17 protein-coding genes are annotated in these 17,790 nt (G+C 45.0%); 5 read left to right on the top strand and 12 right to left on the bottom strand.

The genetic code is table 11. The features are described 5' to 3' along the window. Nucleotides 1-37: 37 nt before the first annotated feature. From H5647_RS09875 to H5647_RS09845, 7 genes are all read right to left on the bottom strand, one after another. Nucleotides 38-766 carry a hypothetical protein gene (locus H5647_RS09875; RefSeq protein ID WP_045858211.1) on the bottom strand — a complete coding sequence of 243 codons (729 nt, stop codon included), beginning with the start codon at nucleotides 764-766 and terminating at the stop codon, nucleotides 38-40. A 72-nt stretch (nucleotides 767-838) separates the two neighbouring features. Further along, nucleotides 839-1,477, bottom strand: coding sequence for a urate hydroxylase PuuD (locus H5647_RS09870; RefSeq protein ID WP_045858209.1), 639 nt, complete (start codon nucleotides 1,475-1,477; stop codon nucleotides 839-841). A gap of 88 nt (nucleotides 1,478-1,565) precedes the next feature. After that, nucleotides 1,566-2,246, bottom strand: coding sequence for a substrate-binding periplasmic protein (locus H5647_RS09865; protein ID WP_045858208.1), 681 nt, complete (start codon nucleotides 2,244-2,246; stop codon nucleotides 1,566-1,568). A gap of 186 nt (nucleotides 2,247-2,432) precedes the next feature. Then, nucleotides 2,433-3,011 carry a Fe-Mn family superoxide dismutase gene (locus tag H5647_RS09860; RefSeq protein WP_045858205.1) on the bottom strand — a complete coding sequence of 193 codons (579 nt, stop codon included), beginning with the start codon at nucleotides 3,009-3,011 and terminating at the stop codon, nucleotides 2,433-2,435. 235 nt (nucleotides 3,012-3,246) lie between these two features. Then, the gene (gene groL, locus H5647_RS09855; RefSeq protein ID WP_045858202.1) at nucleotides 3,247-4,896 is read right to left on the bottom strand and encodes a chaperonin GroEL; all 1,650 of its coding nucleotides are present in this window, start codon (nucleotides 4,894-4,896) and stop codon (nucleotides 3,247-3,249) included. 72 nt (nucleotides 4,897-4,968) lie between these two features. Further along, nucleotides 4,969-5,259, bottom strand: a complete 291-nt coding sequence (locus H5647_RS09850) for a co-chaperone GroES (protein WP_045858200.1) — start codon at nucleotides 5,257-5,259, stop codon at nucleotides 4,969-4,971. A 187-nt stretch (nucleotides 5,260-5,446) separates the two neighbouring features. After that, nucleotides 5,447-5,884 carry an FxsA family protein gene (locus H5647_RS09845; RefSeq protein WP_045858199.1) on the bottom strand — a complete coding sequence of 146 codons (438 nt, stop codon included), beginning with the start codon at nucleotides 5,882-5,884 and terminating at the stop codon, nucleotides 5,447-5,449. 134 nt (nucleotides 5,885-6,018) lie between these two features. Here H5647_RS09845 and H5647_RS09840 point away from each other — a divergent pair, with 134 nt between their 5' ends. After that, nucleotides 6,019-7,320, top strand: a complete 1,302-nt coding sequence (locus H5647_RS09840; RefSeq protein WP_408034016.1) for an AmpG family muropeptide MFS transporter — start codon at nucleotides 6,019-6,021, stop codon at nucleotides 7,318-7,320. A 345-nt stretch (nucleotides 7,321-7,665) separates the two neighbouring features. Here the strand turns inward: H5647_RS09840 and ampE are convergent, their stop codons facing one another. The 3 genes from ampE to H5647_RS09825 all read right to left on the bottom strand — a co-directional run bounded on the left by ampE (nucleotide 7,666) and on the right by H5647_RS09825 (nucleotide 11,661). After that, nucleotides 7,666-8,505 (bottom strand): regulatory signaling modulator protein AmpE, encoded by an 840-nt coding sequence (gene ampE / locus H5647_RS09835; RefSeq protein WP_045858196.1) that lies wholly within the window; start codon nucleotides 8,503-8,505, stop codon nucleotides 7,666-7,668. A gap of 12 nt (nucleotides 8,506-8,517) precedes the next feature. Further along, nucleotides 8,518-9,075, bottom strand: a complete 558-nt coding sequence (gene ampD / locus H5647_RS09830) for a 1,6-anhydro-N-acetylmuramyl-L-alanine amidase AmpD (protein ID WP_045858194.1) — start codon at nucleotides 9,073-9,075, stop codon at nucleotides 8,518-8,520. 243 nt (nucleotides 9,076-9,318) lie between these two features. Further along, entirely contained in the window at nucleotides 9,319-11,661 is a 2,343-nt protein-coding gene (locus H5647_RS09825; RefSeq protein ID WP_045858192.1) for a DUF1631 domain-containing protein, read from the bottom strand. A 276-nt stretch (nucleotides 11,662-11,937) separates the two neighbouring features. Between H5647_RS09825 and H5647_RS09820 the strand changes: the two genes are divergently transcribed. The 4 genes from H5647_RS09820 to H5647_RS09805 are packed head-to-tail and all read left to right on the top strand — an operon-like array spanning nucleotide 11,938 to nucleotide 15,876. Beyond that, the gene (locus tag H5647_RS09820; RefSeq protein WP_045858191.1) at nucleotides 11,938-12,465 is read left to right on the top strand and encodes a retropepsin-like aspartic protease family protein; all 528 of its coding nucleotides are present in this window, start codon (nucleotides 11,938-11,940) and stop codon (nucleotides 12,463-12,465) included. A gap of 23 nt (nucleotides 12,466-12,488) precedes the next feature. Beyond that, nucleotides 12,489-13,328: a carboxylating nicotinate-nucleotide diphosphorylase gene (gene nadC, locus H5647_RS09815; RefSeq protein ID WP_045858190.1), complete on the top strand. Its 840-nt coding sequence runs from the start codon at nucleotides 12,489-12,491 to the stop codon at nucleotides 13,326-13,328. A 33-nt stretch (nucleotides 13,329-13,361) separates the two neighbouring features. Then, nucleotides 13,362-14,438 carry a UDP-N-acetylglucosamine 2-epimerase gene (locus tag H5647_RS09810; RefSeq protein WP_045858187.1) on the top strand — a complete coding sequence of 359 codons (1,077 nt, stop codon included), beginning with the start codon at nucleotides 13,362-13,364 and terminating at the stop codon, nucleotides 14,436-14,438. Between the two features lie 40 nt (nucleotides 14,439-14,478). After that, a complete protein-coding gene (locus H5647_RS09805) occupies nucleotides 14,479-15,876 on the top strand; it encodes a class I SAM-dependent methyltransferase (RefSeq protein WP_045858185.1) in 1,398 nt (465 codons plus the stop codon). Here the strand turns inward: H5647_RS09805 and H5647_RS09800 are convergent. Both H5647_RS09800 and H5647_RS09795 read right to left on the bottom strand, forming a co-directional pair. Further along, the gene (locus H5647_RS09800) at nucleotides 15,863-16,834 is read right to left on the bottom strand and encodes a lysylphosphatidylglycerol synthase transmembrane domain-containing protein (RefSeq protein WP_045858183.1); all 972 of its coding nucleotides are present in this window, start codon (nucleotides 16,832-16,834) and stop codon (nucleotides 15,863-15,865) included. The two genes, H5647_RS09805 and H5647_RS09800, sit on opposite strands and share 14 nt — an antisense overlap. Before the next feature lie 79 nt (nucleotides 16,835-16,913). Continuing rightward, nucleotides 16,914-17,780 carry a glycosyltransferase family 2 protein gene (locus tag H5647_RS09795; RefSeq protein WP_045858181.1) on the bottom strand — a complete coding sequence of 289 codons (867 nt, stop codon included), beginning with the start codon at nucleotides 17,778-17,780 and terminating at the stop codon, nucleotides 16,914-16,916. Nucleotides 17,781-17,790 lie beyond the last annotated feature (10 nt).

Below are 17,790 nucleotides of genomic sequence, written 5' to 3'. Positions count from 1 at the left end.
AATCATAAAGAAGCGAATAATAAAGAGACAAATAGGCCTAAGGCATTCGCTCGGTATTTAACTGTAGCAGTTGTTGATTAACACTGCGGCGAAAAGCATCGATAGCCTGAATAGCCTCTTCGTTAGTGCTAATACGGCGTTTAAGGTCTGCCTCCGTTTTTTCTAATAAACGGATTTTATCAGTAAGCGCCTGTACTTGAGTCGTCTGCGATAGGGCTTTACTTTCCACCCCGCTCATAGCGCTTTGCTGAGAGTCGAGTAAATCATTAATTAGATTAATTTCGGCTGTCGTGTTCTTAAGCGCCGTTTGAATTTTGCTGTCGACCGATTTCGCGCCATTTTTAAGCACTGCAATTTGCTGTTTGTTCTCTGCTATATCTTTCTTGTTGCGGTCGTACGATACACCCCACAATTTACGAATTTCTGAATCGGCCCATTTCAGTTTTGCCTGTAAAGCGGTAACCGAGGCGCTGGATTCGTCACCCGTTAACTGTAACTGTCCTTCGAGAGCAACGATTCGAGCATCTGCTGCCGAGAGAGTTTGCTGGGTTTGCACTAATTGCCAATACGAAAAACCTGCCAAACCAACACCCGCAATGGCCAGCATAAAAGCAATGGGCGCCAACGGCGATTTAACGATGACAGGGCGTACAGGCGTGTGCACTTTGGCGGATGCCTTAGGCGGCGTTGAGCGCTGACGATGTCTGACTATCTCATCCTGCTCTGGACGAATAGGGTTTAAAGTGGGTTCTTTTCGATCGTTCATGAAACTAAACCAGAAATAAGGGAAAGCCGAACCCCCATAAGGGCGTTCGACGTGTTGTAGTCGGTAAGGTTGTTATAGGTATAGATTAAGCAAGAAGAATACCGCAGTTAACGCAAGACTCATGTGAATCACACCACGAACGCTGGCGATAGGCCCAGGTTTGCCCACTATTGCATTTACCTGAAGCAATACAGCCAAAGCAATCGATAGCCACAAGCCCAAACTAGCGCCATTAGCCGCAACCAGATAGTCTGCGCTATACCCTAAGTGCGGCGAAGCCAGCATACAAAAAGCCATAGGCCCAGAAAATAACGTGTTAGTTCGCGAAGCTAGCGCTGCTTTTGGCGCTGAAGCGGCGGCATCACCTTCGGCCAAGCCCAGAATAATCTTCTGCTTTGGCCAAATAATTAACCAAACGTTAAGGAACATAAACGTACCGAGTAAGGCACCTAAAATGATGTAATCGTTCATTAAGGTCTTGTGCTGAACACCGCCAAGAAGAATAACACCTGAAACAAAGGTAAACATCGCGCCCCAACGAAACCACCACAAAGCACGCGGCGCGAGCTTCGCTTTAACGTCTGGCAGCGCGGAACCATCAGCTTCCTTGAAGTATTCCGTTTGAATAAAGTTGAAGTAGTACAGCATTCCAATCCATGTAATGCCAAAGAGTAAGTGTGCCCAACGGAATAGGAAATCTACAATCTCCATAATTAGCCCCAAATATGTAGTTTATTGTCGTTAAAAAGAACAGCTTACTTTATACCAGCACTGTAAAAATGCAATCCCAATATCTCGTTCACAGCTGATCGGACGCTCTCAGGACATTAAGGAGATCGTCAATTAAATGTTTATTTTTTTTATGTACGAAGTGATAGAGAGGGTAACGCCCAACGGGCAAATAACAACCAGCAAGGCCCGTAAGGTTCAGTTTATCTAATATTTGACGGCCCTCCCGAGCGGTATACAACACGCCCGCGCCTCTCCCACGAGAGGCCATTTGAAACGCGGCCTCGACACTTGGCGCCATCATCAAGCTAAACCCATATTGCTCGCTCAAGTCTTTGGGAAGCTTCGTGCCCAGCGTTGTGATGATACGCTTTCCTGCTAGATCGTAGATAGTCTGAATATTGCTTTGGTCTGCCGTAAAAATGGCGACTTCGGCGTAAGCTACCGGAACGTCGATAAGGCGCAAATTGGGTGCGTAATCGGTAATGGAGCGTATACGGATCAGCTCTCCATCTAAGTCACCTCTATTACTTAACGCTAAAGAACGCAGTACTGGCACCTCTTTTAACTCTAACGTATGCCCTAGGGCGGCGTAAGCCAGCACTAATCGATTCTCGACTTCTGGAAATGCGTGGTGAATAGTTTCGTGCGTTGCCATGCGAAACGTTTCAGCTGACACGCCACTCCAGAACCCCCACATGAGCAGTATTAAAACGCTATAACGCAGTATTATTGTTATAAAACTATCCATGTTGTTGAACTCGTTTTTTCGGCACAAGTGGTACTTCCACAATAAAGTATAGCCAGTTTGTTGATACGCATTTTATTGGTCGTACCCTTTTAAGCCGGATTGATCCGCCATCAGCACTTAATTTTGGGCGAAAAAAAACCGTGTTCCAAAGAACACGGTTTTTATACTCATTCTCGCGATCTAGGGTTATAAGTTGCTGTTAACAAACTCCCAATTGACCAGCTGCCAAAAAGCGTCCATGTACGCAGGGCGAGCATTGCGGTAGTCAATATAGTAAGCGTGTTCCCACAGATCGACCGTCAGCAGAGGCGTTACGGTCTCATCGGTCAACGGTGTAGCGGCATTTGATGTATTGACAATTTCAACACTGCCGTCGGCTTTTTTCACCAGCCACGTCCAACTCGAACCAAAGTTATTAATCGCGGACTGTGTAAACTGGGTTTTAAACGCATCAAAAGAACCAAAAGCCTTATTAATGGCATCGGCTATATCGCCGGTAGCGTGTCCACCACCATTGGGTGACAAACAATTCCAGTAAAAACTGTGGTTCCAAATTTGAGCCGCATTATTAAATACGCCACCAGTAGCAGTTTTTACAATGTCCTCTAGGCTTTTACCCTCAAACTCAGTACCGGGTATCAGACCATTCAACTTATCGACATAAGTGTTGTGATGCTTTCCATAATGAAACGCTAATGTTTCAGCGGAAATATGAGGTGCCAAAGCATCTTGTGCATAAGGCAGAGCGGGTAATTCAATTGCCATGTGTAATATTCCTTTTTAAGGTACAACAATAATGTAATTCAAAGACTCAGAGCCAGCCGCCATATAGCCCAAACGACAACTCCATCAGTTTTATCGGTAGCAATATCCATAGTACAACTGTATTGCTCTTCAATAAGCAGCATTGAGGAACAAGTACGCTTTATTTAACTTTACTTTAGACCAAAAGAAACGGCCCCCAAAGGGAGCCGTTTACGGTAATACTAGCGAACGACGCTTACATCATGCCGCCCATACCACCCATACCACCCATACCGCCCATATCTGGAGCGCCACCGGCAGACTTATCTTCTGGCGAATCGGCGACCATCGCTTCGGTGGTAATCATCAAGCCAGCAATAGAGCCTGCGGCCTGCAATGCAGTACGCGTTACTTTTGCTGGGTCAAGAATTCCCATCGCGATCATGTCGTCATACACGCCAGTACCTGCGTTGTAACCAAAGTTACCTTCGCCGTTACGTACTTTTTCAGCCACAACCGATGCTTCTTCACCAGCGTTGGTAACGATTTGACGCAACGGAGCTTCCATTGCACGACGCGCAATACCTATACCGGCATCTTGGTCTTCGTTATCGCCTCTTAGGTCTGCAATAGCGCTGACGGCGCGAATAAGCGCAACACCACCACCAGGTACAACACCTTCTTCAACCGCCGCACGAGTTGCATGCAATGCATCTTCTACGCGTGCTTTCTTCTCTTTCATTTCAACTTCAGTGGCTGCACCAACTTTAATTACCGCTACACCGCCAGCTAATTTAGCAACGCGCTCTTGCAGTTTTTCAGCATCATATTCAGACGTTGTCTCTTCGATTTGTGCACGAATCTGACTAACACGTGCTTGAATGTCTGAAGCAACACCAGCGCCATCTACGATTACACTGTTTTCTTTACTCATGCTGAAACGTTTAGCTTGCCCTAAGTGCTCCAATGTTGCACTTTCTAGATCTAAACCAACTTCTTCAGAGATAACAGTAGCACCCGTCAATATCGCGATGTCTTGCAACATAGCTTTACGACGATCACCAAAGCCAGGAGCCTTACACGCCGCAACTTTTACGATACCGCGCATATTGTTAACCACTAAAGTCGCCAAGGCTTCGCCTTCAACATCTTCAGCAATAATGATAAGCGGCTTACCGGCTTTCGCTACAGCTTCAAGCACAGATAATAGCTCGCGAATGTTGGAGATTTTCTTATCCACTAACAAAATAAACGGTGCTTCGTGCTCAACGCTCATGTTGTCTTGGTTTGTTATGAAGTATGGCGACAAATAACCGCGGTCAAACTGCATACCTTCGACAACATCCAATTCGTTTTCGAGGCTATTACCTTCCTCAACGGTGATAACACCCTCTTTACCTACTTTTGCCATCGCTTCGGCAATGATATCGCCCACATGGGTATCAGAGTTTGCCGAAATAGTGCCAACCTGCGCAATTGATTTAGCATCTTCACAAGGCTGAGAACTCGCGCGAACAAACTCAACTGCCGCTATAACAGCTTTATCGATGCCGCGCTTAAGATCCATTGGGTTCATGCCTGCCGCAACAGATTTCAAACCTTCATTGACGATGGCTTGAGCCAATACAGTTGCCGTAGTCGTTCCGTCACCAGCGTCATCAGACGCTTTTGACGCAACTTCTTTAACCATTTGTGCGCCCATGTTTTCAAATTTATCAGCCAATTCGATTTCTTTCGCTACAGAAACACCGTCTTTTGTTACGGTCGGAGCACCAAAAGCTTTATCTAATACAACATTGCGACCTTTAGGGCCCAAGGTGATTTTTACGGCGTCGGCGAGAATGTTTACACCGGCCAACATTTTTTGGCGCGATTCGTCACCAAATTTTACGTCTTTAGCTGCCATGGTCATTTTTTCCTTACTAGCTAAGTTTAAATCTTACATTCGAATGAAGTTTACAGGGGCTTTACCCAGCAATTATTCAACAATCGCTTTGATATCACTCTCACTGAGGATAACCAGCTCTTCGCCATTCACTTCAATAGTGTCACTACCGGCATATTTACCGAAAACGACAACGTCACCTTCTTTTACGTCAACAGGACGGTTTTCGCCGTTGTCTAATACGCGGCCGGAGCCAACAGCAACAACTACGCCTTGATTTGGCTTTTCTTTAGCTGAACCTGGCAACACAATGCCGCCAGCTGAAGTTTGTTCTTCTTCCTTGCGGCGAACCACAACACGATCGTGTAAAGGACGAATTTTCATTGATGATCTCTCCAATAATTAGCGTTTTTAAACACATTTGCTCTGAAGTGGAGCAAGTTTTATTTGCTGCGCCGCGTCTTTACAGCCTGTAGCAGCGCAACGAAAGCTTTGTGTACCCCAAGATGGGTGCCGATTCAGGGAATTCAACACCCAAAAGGCGAAAAACTGTAGATAAACAGACAATTATTTAATCTTCTCGACGAAATTCGCCATCGATTGTGTGGCGAGCATTGCCCGTATTTTCACCGGGGGCTCTCGGGGTAGTCACATTTCGAAATTTGAATTGCCGCACACCCCACGCAATCATGAGATGCCGAATACCGGGTAGAACACACGCAAACCCAAGAGCATCTGTAAAAAAGCCCGGTGTAAGGAGCAAAGCGCCACCAATAGCTAAAAACAAGCCCTCGATCATTTCGCTGGCAGGGAGCTTCCCCTCACTCATTTTCGCACGCGCACGCGTTAACGTACTGAAGCCCTGCTGTCGTATAAGCACTACCCCAAGCATGGCCGTCAATAATACGAGCCCAATCGTGGGAAGCGGCCCAATAACACCGCCAACGGTTATCAGTAACCACATTTCGAGAATAGGAATGACTACGAACAAGAAAAGAATAACTCTCACAAACTAGCTCCGTAACAACTGTAACAACTACTATGTGGGCACAATTGTTAAACACAAGGTTCCCACTACTAGCTCTAGCCTCATAGAGCCGGTAGGGTTACACTTTCTAGTCACCACTACAGGCAGTTCACATCTTGACCTCTAACCCTCACCCGCCAGCAACCATTAGTTGGATCGACGCCCTAAAGCTATACACAAAACGCCCCGTTCTCTTGATGCTTGTACTGGGGTTTTTTGCCGGGTTGCCATACTTACTCGTCTTTTCAACTTTAAGTACTTGGTTACGCGATATGGATGTGAGCCGCACAGCAATAGGCTTTTTTGGCTGGGTTGGCATCACCTACTCTGTCAAAGTTATCTGGGCTCCCATTGTCGACAATCTCGCGCTACCTTTTCTAACGCAAACGATGGGAAAACGACGTAGTTGGCTACTGCTCGCCCAATTAGGCATTGTGGCCGGCCTTGTATTAATGGCACTTACAGACCCATCTGACCAACTACTTGTTGTCGCATTATGTGCGGTTCTCGTTGCCTTTTCTTCTGCTACACAAGATATTGTGATAGATGCCTATCGCATAGAAATCGCACAAGTTGAATACCAAGGAGCGATGGCTGCGACCTATAACCTTGGCTATCGATTAGCCTTACTGGTCGCGGGCGCCGGCAGCTTATTTATCGCCGATATCATTGATTGGCCTACCGCGTATTATGCGATGGCGGCCCTCATGGGCGCCGGTATCCTGTTTACACTTAGAATTCAAGAACCTAGCGGTGGTACACCCTCAACAAACCTAGAAGAGATCTTGACGGCAACCTGGTTTTACCACGCCGTTGTTTACCCCTTTATTGATTTTTTCCAACGTAACGGTCGCTTTGCCATACTCATCTTGGTGTTTATTGGGCTCTTCAGGCTTAGCGACATCACTATGGGTATTATGGCTAACCCTTTCTATTTAGATCTTGGCTTTTCTAAAACACAAATAGCCAGTATTTCGAAACTGTACGGTTTTGCCATGACAATTATTGGGGGCTTTATTGCGGGCCTTTGTGTCGCTCGATTTGGGGTATACCGCCCGTTAATTTTCGGCGCCGTTATTGTGGCTATAACAAACCTGCTTTACATGCAGCTCGCTATTGTGGGGGCAGAACAACAATGGCTCATTATTACCATTAGTGCCGATAATTTAAGCGGAGGATTCGCCACCGCGAGCTTTATCGCCTATCTATCGAGCCTAACCAACCGCGCCTACACGGCCACCCAGTACGCTCTGTTCTCTTCCTTAATGACCCTTCCGGGTAAATTTCAAAGCGGTTTTTCTGGGGTTATTGTTGACCAATTTGGCTATTCGACTTTTTTCTTATATGCCGCTGTAATGGGCATTCCCGCCATAATACTTGCGGTTTTAATCGCATCCCATCAAAAGAATAAAAGGTAGGGAATAGATAACCCAATGGAAGCTGTCTTATAGGTATTATAGGTATTACACCTATATAAAGAAGGGCCTTACCGGGCTGGAGGTACCGCACTCTTAGTTCAGGGGTAGAAGCCAAGGGAGGGGCTTCTTCAAGGGTACTATGGCCGCATCCGTGCGAAGGGGAGAACTGTATGCATGTACAGCCAGCCGGTAAGGAAGCTCATATTATGCTTATGATCTAACGAGGTCAAGCCGTTTCCGTCATTCACGTAAATTCCCCTTAGCGTAGTGTAAAAGCTTCTCCCAAAAAAACAATTATCTCTTTACAATCAATAGCTTAACAAAACGAAACAACGCCCTCACCAGCTAGATTAAGATGATTAACACAGAGGCCGTAGCGAGCCAAAACCATAGGGTACGCGTGTAAAGACCATTAAGCAGGTTTAATTCTTTTCTCGTCACTTCACACGTCTGAGCCAACCCCTCATCGACCATAAGCGCCCCCAAAATTAAGGGGCTGAGCACGGCTATAGTGGTTCTTTTCGCACAAAAAACACATTCCCTCCAGCGCTGGAAGCATCCAACAAAGTTTCCGGTAAGCGCAAAAGACAAACCTAACAATCGTACCGCCGGCCACTCTAACATCCACCGTAATCGCCTGGCCAAATCGTCATTGGGTTGAGCTTCGTGAGAAAACAAAAACACCAATCGATACATTATCGCCCCAACAGGGCCTAAAACAAAAAACCAAAATAAGATGGCAAACATACGTTCAAAGCCTCTATAACCCGCTTCGTTTAACACATGTTCATGTAGCTCAGACCAATCCCCTTCTCGTAAATCGATTGTATCCACACCTAAGCGCTCCGCTCGCTCCAAAGCCGAACGCCAATCTTCGATATAGCACGCCTTTGTATACTCTGCGACTATATCGCCGAACTCTCCGCGACCAAAACTATAGAGCAAAACCACAACACCTAACGGGAGAAGCAACCATTGTGAAAACTGCATAGCAACAGCAGCAAGCCCCAGCAATATTAACACCGGCAGGCCAACCGCAAGAATTACCTTAAAATCCGCGCCGATCATGTCATTTTTTACAACACGATTCGTCCACGAAAAAAACCAAGCATCGCGATGTAAAGGGTTCGACGCTCCCCACACTTGAATAAAAGCTATAGCGATAATGACTATGAACAGATTCATAGAGCCTCCAGGTTAATGTGCATCGTTCAGCAGGGAATAATAGTAGGGCCAGTCAAAAGCAGGCCCAGGATCCGTCTTCCGATTGGGCGATATATCGCTATGCCCCACGATTCTGCGCACAGCATTAATGGCCGGAAATTGTCGCAGGATACTCTTAGTTAAGGTGCCTAGCGAGCGATATTGCTCTGTAGTATAGGGCTCGGTATCAGTCCCCTCCAGCTCTATACCAATAGAATAGTCATTACAGTTTTCTCTATTCTCAAAGACCGAAACGCCGGCGTGCCACGCGCGATGATCGAAAGACACGAACTGCACCACCTCTCCACCGCGTCTAATGACGCAATGTGCAGACACCTGCAGTTTTTCAATCGTTTTAAAGTACGGATGAGCGCCCACGGGCAAGACGTTTTGAAAGAACTGTTCAATATAAGTGTTGTCGTATTCCCCCGGGGGCAAACTAATATTGTGAATAACCAAAAGAGAGACAAGTGTGTTAGCGGGGCGATCATTATAATTAGGTGAGCGCGCTACACGTGCGTGCCGATACCAACCGTTCTCGATTGCACTCATCGTTACACTCCATTCAATTAAACCTAGGCAGTATAGTAACCTGATAAAACACACATAACACGCCGATTAAACGCCGTCCTTGGCCTAAAGAATGAGGGGAGGAGTCGAGAAGCAATGCGCATAGGTCGTTGAGAGTAGCCAGTGGTGTACCTTTTTCACCTCAAGCTTTTGAGTAAAAGCAAGCCCAAAGCAATGCGCAAAATCCCACATAAAATGTGCGCAGTGTAAGTATGGCGCCTTGATTTAAGTCTTACGAAGCCCCGATACCACGGTTTCTAGCGCGCGATCGAACAACATACTATTATCCAACGCTCGTAAACGATTTTGTTTCAATAGCTGAGCCAGCTCCTGCTGCGCCTTTTCAGCGACCTTCATACCGTTGCGATTCACAAAGATATACTTGCCGGTAGGTTTAATCACGGCCGCTAAACGACAGCGTGCCATGATGCCTTCTTCATCGGTCATTTCAAACCAAGCACCTTGGACAAAGCTGTTCACTTGTAACATAAAAGCATCGTCAGGTGGAAAAGCGACATCAGCAGTAACAACCGTTTTTGCGTTTTGCTGCGGTGTGTGGTCACTATGTTGGCGACTTTCTTGGTCTCTTTCCTGCCGTGATGGTGCGGCAGTAACACCCGACACTTCGCTCGCCCCTCCTGAATGACTGGTCTCAGGTTCGATACCCAATGCAGCGTCAACATCCGCTAATAGATCACCCGAGATTTCAGTAATCTCATCGAGAACCTCCTCTTCGGGCAAGACCGCCTCTTCGGCGACCTCAATTTCTATTCCTTCTCCGCGAATACACGCCAAATGAACATTTTCCAGCTCTTTAAATATCTCGGACATTTCGAATGGGTTAAACGAGATAGAGTCCAGCCCTGAGCGCAATCGCTGCAACAACTTTGGCACTAGCTGAATAAGCGTCTTTCGCTCTTCTGCCGATCTCGGAGGAAGAGTGCTCAACACTAAATCTTCGAGTGTTTTCAATGCACCCATCCAGCTATCGGAATGACTGCCATACTTCAAATTGTTCACGAACAGCACGTTGCTCCAGGGGCCATCTATAAGCTTTTTAACCACGGGTGGTAGCACCCTATCAACCGTACGAAGCTCTATTTCAATCGCCACAATGGTGCGTGCCACTTCAGCCCTTGCTTTTCCGTCTTCGGCATCAAGCGTACGGCGCTCGAGTATCGCTGCACGACGGCGATCTTTCGCAACAAAAGAAGAAAAATCGGCTAAAAGGTCATTAAAAATACTGACATCCGTATCGAAACGGGTCAGCAATGTAACAACAACCTCATTAATTTTTTGATAAAGAGGGTCGCTCTTACCTTTTCCTACTGGAGGCTGCCAACCCAGCGCAGCCGTCGCAATTTCATTAAGCAGCCGCCGAGCGGAATGCCCACCCTTCGCGAAAAAAGACTTATCTAATAGCGCGACCTTCACCATTGGAATTTGCATACGGCTGATTTGAGCTTTCATCTCTACCGCTAAGTTTCGATCTTCGAGAATAAAATTGAACAACATGTCGACAAGATTAATCACCTCTTGCTCGGAGCGACCAATAGAGGCTTCACTACCGCTTTGTTGTTGTAACTGGCCGATTAACTCTAACGCGTTAATGCCACCATTAACATTCGTGACAGGCGATGGCGATTTTTGAACCATAGAGAGTAGCTGCACAACCTCGGCAACAACCCCACCCATAACAGGCTTTTGCTGCTGGTCCAGCATCGTTTGAATAAGCGCAACAACCTCATGGCTTAACGTGTTACCGGCCCCAGATTCAACAGCCATTGTTGCCGCTGATTGTATCGTTTGGGAAACATTATGCACGCCATGAGAAGCGGTACTAGAGGTGCCTTTTACGCTAAGCGAGGGCAATACATTATGCTCTACTAGCAATTGATTGACAGTGCTGTAAAGGGCTCCTAAATTTTGCATCACCGTCCGATCAAATAGCTTAAATAAAACCAATTTAGCTTTAATATCAATATCGAGACGCTTAGCTTGATCGATAAATGCATTCGCTAACACCTCCGGTCCTAGAGGGTTATTCGCTTGATACACTTTTACAGGCACTAAACTATCCAATCGCAAGGATATTTGTTGCACCGCTTCGGCATATTCGCTATTCGCCCGAGTAACGGACGATTCCATTGCGACCATCTCTTCAAGTTCATCGTTCTGAACCAGCGAAAGCGCCTCACCATCGAGGGTATCACCATACGACGTATTTTCTGGCTGGACCTGATTAGACGCCAAATTCGCAAAAGCGTCATCAATAGAGCTGTTAAAACGTTTTTCAATACCTCGACGCTGCACACGTACTTCGCGCATAGAGTCAAAATAGATATTCTGCTCTTGGTTTGACGCGGCCTTATCAGCGAGGCTAAAAAGGGAGTCGTCAGCTTGGTCAAAAAAAGCTTTTAGTTGCTGCTGAAGCAGCTGCTTACCTTTCTCGTGAACAGCATGGATGGCGGCCGGTAACCGAGCAATGCGTGCTCTGGCCATTTTTTGACTTTCAGGTTCCAAATGTACTACCTTCACATTTGCTGTTTTTTTGGCATTTTCAGGCACGTATCGCCTCCTATTAACACCTATATAAGCATTGAACTGACAATAATTCTCAGTTGCTGACAGTATTAGTCGAGCAGCTACGTTTCAGTATACTGGATGCGCTCCGCGCGCCTACGGAAGCTTGATGGGTTCGAGAGATGTATCACACGCACTAGGGCAAAGCGTGAACCACTTAATACTTCTATGACCTATCAAATATGAGTTGTTATAATCAAAAAATACAGTCTATCGCGAACCTTATTTCGCTAAATATTCATCCCCTAACCCAGAGTCCCTATGCCTAGCCAACAACCCCCAGGAAAAAGCGCCGGAAAAGGTATGTTAATCGCCTGCTGGATACTTGTGCTAACAGGGCTGACTTTGTTTTTCTCCAACCAAGAAGAAAACGATTACAACCCCAACCGCGAAGTCAATGGGGAAATCCAGCAACATGAAATTAATGTAACGCTAGAACGAAACCGCTGGGGTCACTATGTCGCCAATGGGCATATAAACGGCCATCCCGTCACATTCTTACTTGATACCGGCGCGACTCATGTTGCAATTCCCGCTAATATGGAAAGAGTTCTAGGCCTTAAACGCGGAGCTCCATTCACCGTAACCACGGCAAACGGAAAAGTGAAAGTATGGTCCACAACAATTGACCACTTACGCCTTGGGCCAATATCACTGCACAATGTACGCGCTTCACTCAACCCAGGCATGATGGGCGATAATGAAATACTTCTCGGTATGAGTGCGCTTAAAACACTAGATTTCACCCAAGAAGGCAATCAATTAACCCTCCGCCAACATACTCGCTAACCAACAACAGACATCGCTACACTATGAACCTAACACTAGACGATATCCGCATCGACATACAACGCTCTGTCCAGCAAGCATTGAAAGAAGACATTCACGACGGAGATATTACCGCTCAACTTATCGATAACGATAAAGTTGATTCGGCCGAAGTCATCACTCGGGAAGATTGCGTTGTATGTGGCACAGAATGGGTCAACGAGACCTTTCGACAACTCGGCGGCATCGAAAAGGTTCAATGGCATGTAACTGATGGACAAGAAGTTAAAGCCAATACAACACTTTTTAGCCTAACAGGCAATACACGCTCAATACTCACTGGCGAGCGTACAGCCCTTAATTTTTTACAGTTACTCTCTGGGATTGCGACCAAAGCAAAAGCATACGCTCGCCTCGTAGAAGGTACCGACATTAAAATATTAGACACCCGCAAAACGATTCCTGGGCTACGTACTGCTCAAAAATATGCGGTTGCCTGTGGCGGCTGCCATAATCATAGAATAGGCTTGTTTGACGCCTTTCTAATCAAAGAAAACCATATTGCGGCCTGCGGCGGCATAAGCTTCGCAATCAAAAAAGCCAGAGCAATAGCGCCAGGCAAATTAGTTGAAGTTGAAACAGAAACCCTAGACGAACTAAAACAAGCTTTAGCCGGTGGCGCCGACGTTGTAATGCTTGATAATTTTAGTGCCGATATGCTGGCCGAAGCGGGGAAATTAGAGAAAAAAGCACAGTACGAACTCTCTGGCAATATTACGAGCGAACTTATCAAAGAATTCAAAGGCGCTAGCATTGATTTTATATCCAGCGGTGACTTAACAAAAAATTGTCGAGCCACAGACTTATCCATGCGCATTCTTTAGAATATTAGTCAAAAATTACGGGCTATTCACATTATGATCCATGTCTTTATTGGTACGAAAGCGCAACTAATCAAAATGGCTCCAATAATGAAGGAGCTTCAAAACCGTAAGATTCCATACAATTTCATTTTTAGTGGCCAACATAAAGACACAATGGATCTAATTTTAAAAAACTTTGGCATTGACAAGGAACCTGACGCCACACTGTATAATGGCCGTGATATCACCGGAATCATGCAAATGGCCAACTGGGCGATACAGATAATTATAGCCAATTGGAATAGAAAAAATCTAAACAAATTATTTAAACACGATACGAAAGGCATAATCTTAAATCACGGCGATACATTCTCTACATTGCTTGGTACTTTCCTTGGGAAACGGCAAGGATTAAAAACCGCGCATATTGAATCAGGATTAAGATCCCACAATTTATTTCACCCTTTTCCAGAAGAAATACTTAGGCTACTATCCTTCAAACTAACCGATTATTTCTTCGCCCCAGGAGAAGCCCCCCTCAAGAACTTAAACAAGGTCAAGGGCGTAAAAATTAACACTGGGGAGAACACTCTATACGACGCCATCAGTGCAACACCAAGAGCAACGACACAACAAGGGCAGCCCTACGGAATAATTTCAATACATCGGTTCGAAAATATATTTTCTCGGAAAATGCTATCCAAGATTGTCAACACATTGACTTCCCAAAACGATTCCATTCAAAAACGTTTTATACTTCACAAACCAACCGAAAATAAACTACGAGAATATAACTTACTCAAAAAACTCGAAGAATGTCCAAGCATTGAACTTTGCCCACGATACGATTATTTTAAATTCACTTCCCTCTTAAAAAACTGCGAATACCTAATAACCGACGGAGGCAGCAACCAAGAAGAATGCTATTATCTCGGTCTTCCCTGCCTACTGATGCGAAAGGCGACGGAACGAGAGGAAGGGCTAGGCGAAAATGCTGTACTAAGTGGTTACAACAACAAGTTGATCACCGCCTTTATACAGCATTATAAAACATTCAAACGCCCGCCTATTGCGGGAGCCGAGTCGCCATCAAAAATCATTGTTGATAGCATTTCACTATTCAGCCATTAGAACGATGCCGTTAACTATTATTTAAAATTTAGGTAACAAAATGAATCCCGATAACTCATCATGGCAAGGCGACAAACACTACCATTCTAGACATTATCAGCGATCGCTAAAAAGAGCCGAACGAATCGGGGCCCACATCCATCAATCCAACCACTTTCTAGACGTAGGCTGCAACCAAGGCATAACCACATCGTACCTACTTAATCAGAACAAAATCACGAAGGCCACGGGCATTGAACTAGCTCAAGGAGCAACATCTGAAGCGCTACTGAGCAACAGTCAATTCGATCTCATCATTGGAGACATTTGCAGCCAAGAACTTCATCAGCAATACGACACTATTTTTTATGGAGCGGTTCATCATCATATAGTCCGAGAAAATGGACTTGGCAGTGCAATTGACGCTTTTCAAAACCTAGCTCGGCACTGTGATGGCCAAATGTTTTTCGAAACAGGTGAGCTTTCGGAAGGGAGCCGTTGGGAGTGGCAACGCCGTATAAACCAATATTTTCAAACCGACGAAGAGCACTTACACTACCTATTTAATAGCATTGAACCAATATTATCTGACATTGAAATAATAGGAAAATTTTATATACATGGCACGTGGCGCTGGCTAATAAAACTATCGATACAAGGCAGTAACTGGGAACCTAAAAACAGCAGTACCCCGCTTCCGTTAACCGCACAACACATTAAATCATTTGGCCGATCCTTCGGCAGTAAAAACCAAAACATAGCGGACGATCAGCACCTTATCTCTGATTCAGGCGTGGAATTAAAACTCTACGCCACCGATGCAAAAGAATTTTTTGTAAAAAAACGTTTCCGTACTCCACATCTAGATATTAGAGAGTACGAAATTGGATCACAATTAAAATATGATTGGGCTGTAATACCTACAGGATTATGTGAAGAAGGAATTGTATTCCCGTACATTAGAGCGACAACCATGAGCGTTTGGCAACCAAAGCACAAAAAAGATTACAAAAACCTGGCGCAACAGCTTCGAAACATTTGGGGTGACGCAAAAAAAACGACAATAAATCTCCGCCTAACGGCGTTTAACGACCGAAGCCAAGCAAACCTATTGGATATCATCGATATCAATCTATCTAACATGTTAGTCAACCATGACGAGGAAAACCCTCTATTAAAAATAGTCGATTTTGAATTCCACTCTACAAACTGCCTCTGGAAAAACAGACTAAATTTTGGGAACGCTTTTTTTCAAGTAAAGGCGTACAAAATAGGTGCCGCATTCTATTGCGCTGGGATTTACGAAACTTCAAAAATGTTATTCAAGGCTCAATTCCACTCTGCGGAGTGGAGGATAAAACACAGACAGCCATCGTTCGCCCTTGCTGTATCCTCTAAAACAAGAGCGATAATAGAGAAAGTTATACTAAAATTTATCCCTTACCTCAATGAGAAATAGGTGGCACTGTTTTTTCTAACCAAACGGAATAACTCAATCGGGCCAGCGCCATTGGCCCAAGTAGAAAAGTAAGCGATAAACTTGCAGCCCTATCGATTAGAGCCGCTAGAAGTGCGCCATCTAAATCTAACCCATACATTGCACTTAGCGCCACAAAAGCACCCTCTTTCAGCCCAAGATTCCCCGGCACAAAAGAAAATGCAAAGCTAACTGAAAGACATGCCTGCAAGAATAACACCTGCAAAAAGTCGATATCCACTCCTACTACAGCGAATGAACACCATACACGCAAAGAGAAAATACCGAAGAGTACGCCGCTCGAAACCACATACAAAAGTATAATAGGACGGCTAATAGAAATGCAGGGTATAAGTTTGGGGTCAATTCGAATTACAGATAATACTTTCCCTAAAAACTCGACCATATAGGGGCGCCGAAAAGTCAACAATAACAAACTAGTCATTACCGCACTTAGAGCAAGCAACGCCGTAAGCAACATAAGCGTCACATTCAAGGTTTGCAATTCGGGATACAACGTAAGAAAGCCAACCACCGCGCCAATTAATGCAGAAAGCAATATCCACAGCAATTGCCCTGACGCCAGCGTCCCAAGGTAATCACCCACTGACAACTTGTGCATAAACTTTAAATAACCGCCCTTTGCAACAAGCCCCATTTTCAGCGGTAGATAATTTAGCAAGGTATTGCTCACCGCTAGCAAGAAAACCGTTGAGAAAGACAGTTTACATTTTACTGACAACAATATTAGATATTGTTGTACGGACAACCCTAGAAAGACTAAAAAACTTAATCCCAGTAACCCAGCTGCGACATTGGGTGAAATATTCAACAACGGAGAAAACCGGTCAATATCCGATAAAAAAAAGAACATTAAATAAGCGAAGAAGGCCAATAAAATTGCGGGCCCTGCCAATTTCTTAATTTTATTAAGGCTCATTGAACAGCCAAACCTGGCAACAAATCAAACCCTCTTATGGCATAGAAACATACAGGGACACCCGCAAAACGTAAATTTTTCACTTCTCAGGCCCATCACGGTAAAGCAGAGCGGTTATTTGCTCAGAAATAAGGCCCAATAGAAAAATCATTAATGACGTTGTAAACAGTAGGGCGCTCATATTCGTGAACCGACCAGCCGTTATAAATGTAAACCCATAGTAACCACAGCCCATTAAAAAAAGTGCGAGGCTCACAGGCGTAAATATTTTTAACGGAGAAAATAATGTACCAATTTTGAATACAATCAATAAAAAACGAACGCCATCTTGTGTGATATTAATATGGCTCTTTGTGCCCTTTACTCGATCAAGAACCTCTATCGGAACATAACCTACCGAATAACCTGCCCTAAAAAAGCTCATGGTAACGGTGGTAGGGTACGAAAACTTGTTAGGTAGCAAACTAATAAACTCAAGGAACATTTCCCGCTTAACGGCACGAAAACCTGATGTTAGATCTTCAATTTTATGGCCTACAACCCAAGAGGCAAAACGATTATAAAGACCATTGGCAAGAGATCGATGCACTCCCGCCTGCCCTTTTCTATTCCGTGCACCTACAACCATATCGTAGCCTTCCTCCAGTTTAGCGACCAAAATAGGTATTTCTTTTGGCTGATGCTGCCCGTCGGCATCCATACATACTACGATTTCACCGCTTGCGGCACGTAGACCCGACTTTATCGCAGCTCCATTGCCCTTGGAGTATTTATGCTCGATCACGGTAACAGGGTATTCAGCTAAAACCTTTAAGCTATCGTCGTCACCACCATCGTTTACCACGATAATTTCGAATTCTCCAGAAAGCACTCGCAGCAGTTCAGGTATTGTTTTTCTTAAACCTTTCTCTTCATTTTTCGCCGGAATAACGACAGACAAATACATGATTAATCAC

The organism is Teredinibacter purpureus (genome assembly GCF_014217335.1).
Taxonomy (GTDB): Bacteria; Pseudomonadota; Gammaproteobacteria; order Pseudomonadales; family Cellvibrionaceae; genus Teredinibacter; species Teredinibacter purpureus.
Note: the sequence above shows the minus strand (reverse complement) of the source record. Positions and strands in the feature narration are given on the sequence as shown.

Excerpts from the sequence above, each read along its gene's own strand:
- ampE (WP_045858196.1), bottom strand. The coding sequence starts at position 8,505 with ATGAATCTGTTCATAGTCATTATCGCTATAGCTTTTATTCAAGTGTGG.
- nadC (WP_045858190.1), top strand. The coding sequence starts at position 12,489 with ATGAACCTAACACTAGACGATATCCGCATCGACATACAACGCTCTGTC.
- H5647_RS09860 (WP_045858205.1), bottom strand. The coding sequence starts at position 3,011 with ATGGCAATTGAATTACCCGCTCTGCCTTATGCACAAGATGCTTTGGCA.
- H5647_RS09820 (WP_045858191.1), top strand. The coding sequence starts at position 11,938 with ATGCCTAGCCAACAACCCCCAGGAAAAAGCGCCGGAAAAGGTATGTTA.
- H5647_RS09800 (WP_045858183.1), bottom strand. The coding sequence starts at position 16,834 with ATGAGCCTTAATAAAATTAAGAAATTGGCAGGGCCCGCAATTTTATTG.
- H5647_RS09850 (WP_045858200.1), bottom strand. The coding sequence starts at position 5,259 with ATGAAAATTCGTCCTTTACACGATCGTGTTGTGGTTCGCCGCAAGGAA.
- H5647_RS09875 (WP_045858211.1), bottom strand. The coding sequence starts at position 766 with ATGAACGATCGAAAAGAACCCACTTTAAACCCTATTCGTCCAGAGCAG.
- H5647_RS09805 (WP_045858185.1), top strand. The coding sequence starts at position 14,479 with ATGAATCCCGATAACTCATCATGGCAAGGCGACAAACACTACCATTCT.
- H5647_RS09810 (WP_045858187.1), top strand. The coding sequence starts at position 13,362 with ATGATCCATGTCTTTATTGGTACGAAAGCGCAACTAATCAAAATGGCT.
- H5647_RS09865 (WP_045858208.1), bottom strand. The coding sequence starts at position 2,246 with ATGGATAGTTTTATAACAATAATACTGCGTTATAGCGTTTTAATACTG.
- groL (WP_045858202.1), bottom strand. The coding sequence starts at position 4,896 with ATGGCAGCTAAAGACGTAAAATTTGGTGACGAATCGCGCCAAAAAATG.
- ampD (WP_045858194.1), bottom strand. The coding sequence starts at position 9,075 with ATGAGTGCAATCGAGAACGGTTGGTATCGGCACGCACGTGTAGCGCGC.
- H5647_RS09795 (WP_045858181.1), bottom strand. The coding sequence starts at position 17,780 with ATGTATTTGTCTGTCGTTATTCCGGCGAAAAATGAAGAGAAAGGTTTA.
- H5647_RS09870 (WP_045858209.1), bottom strand. The coding sequence starts at position 1,477 with ATGGAGATTGTAGATTTCCTATTCCGTTGGGCACACTTACTCTTTGGC.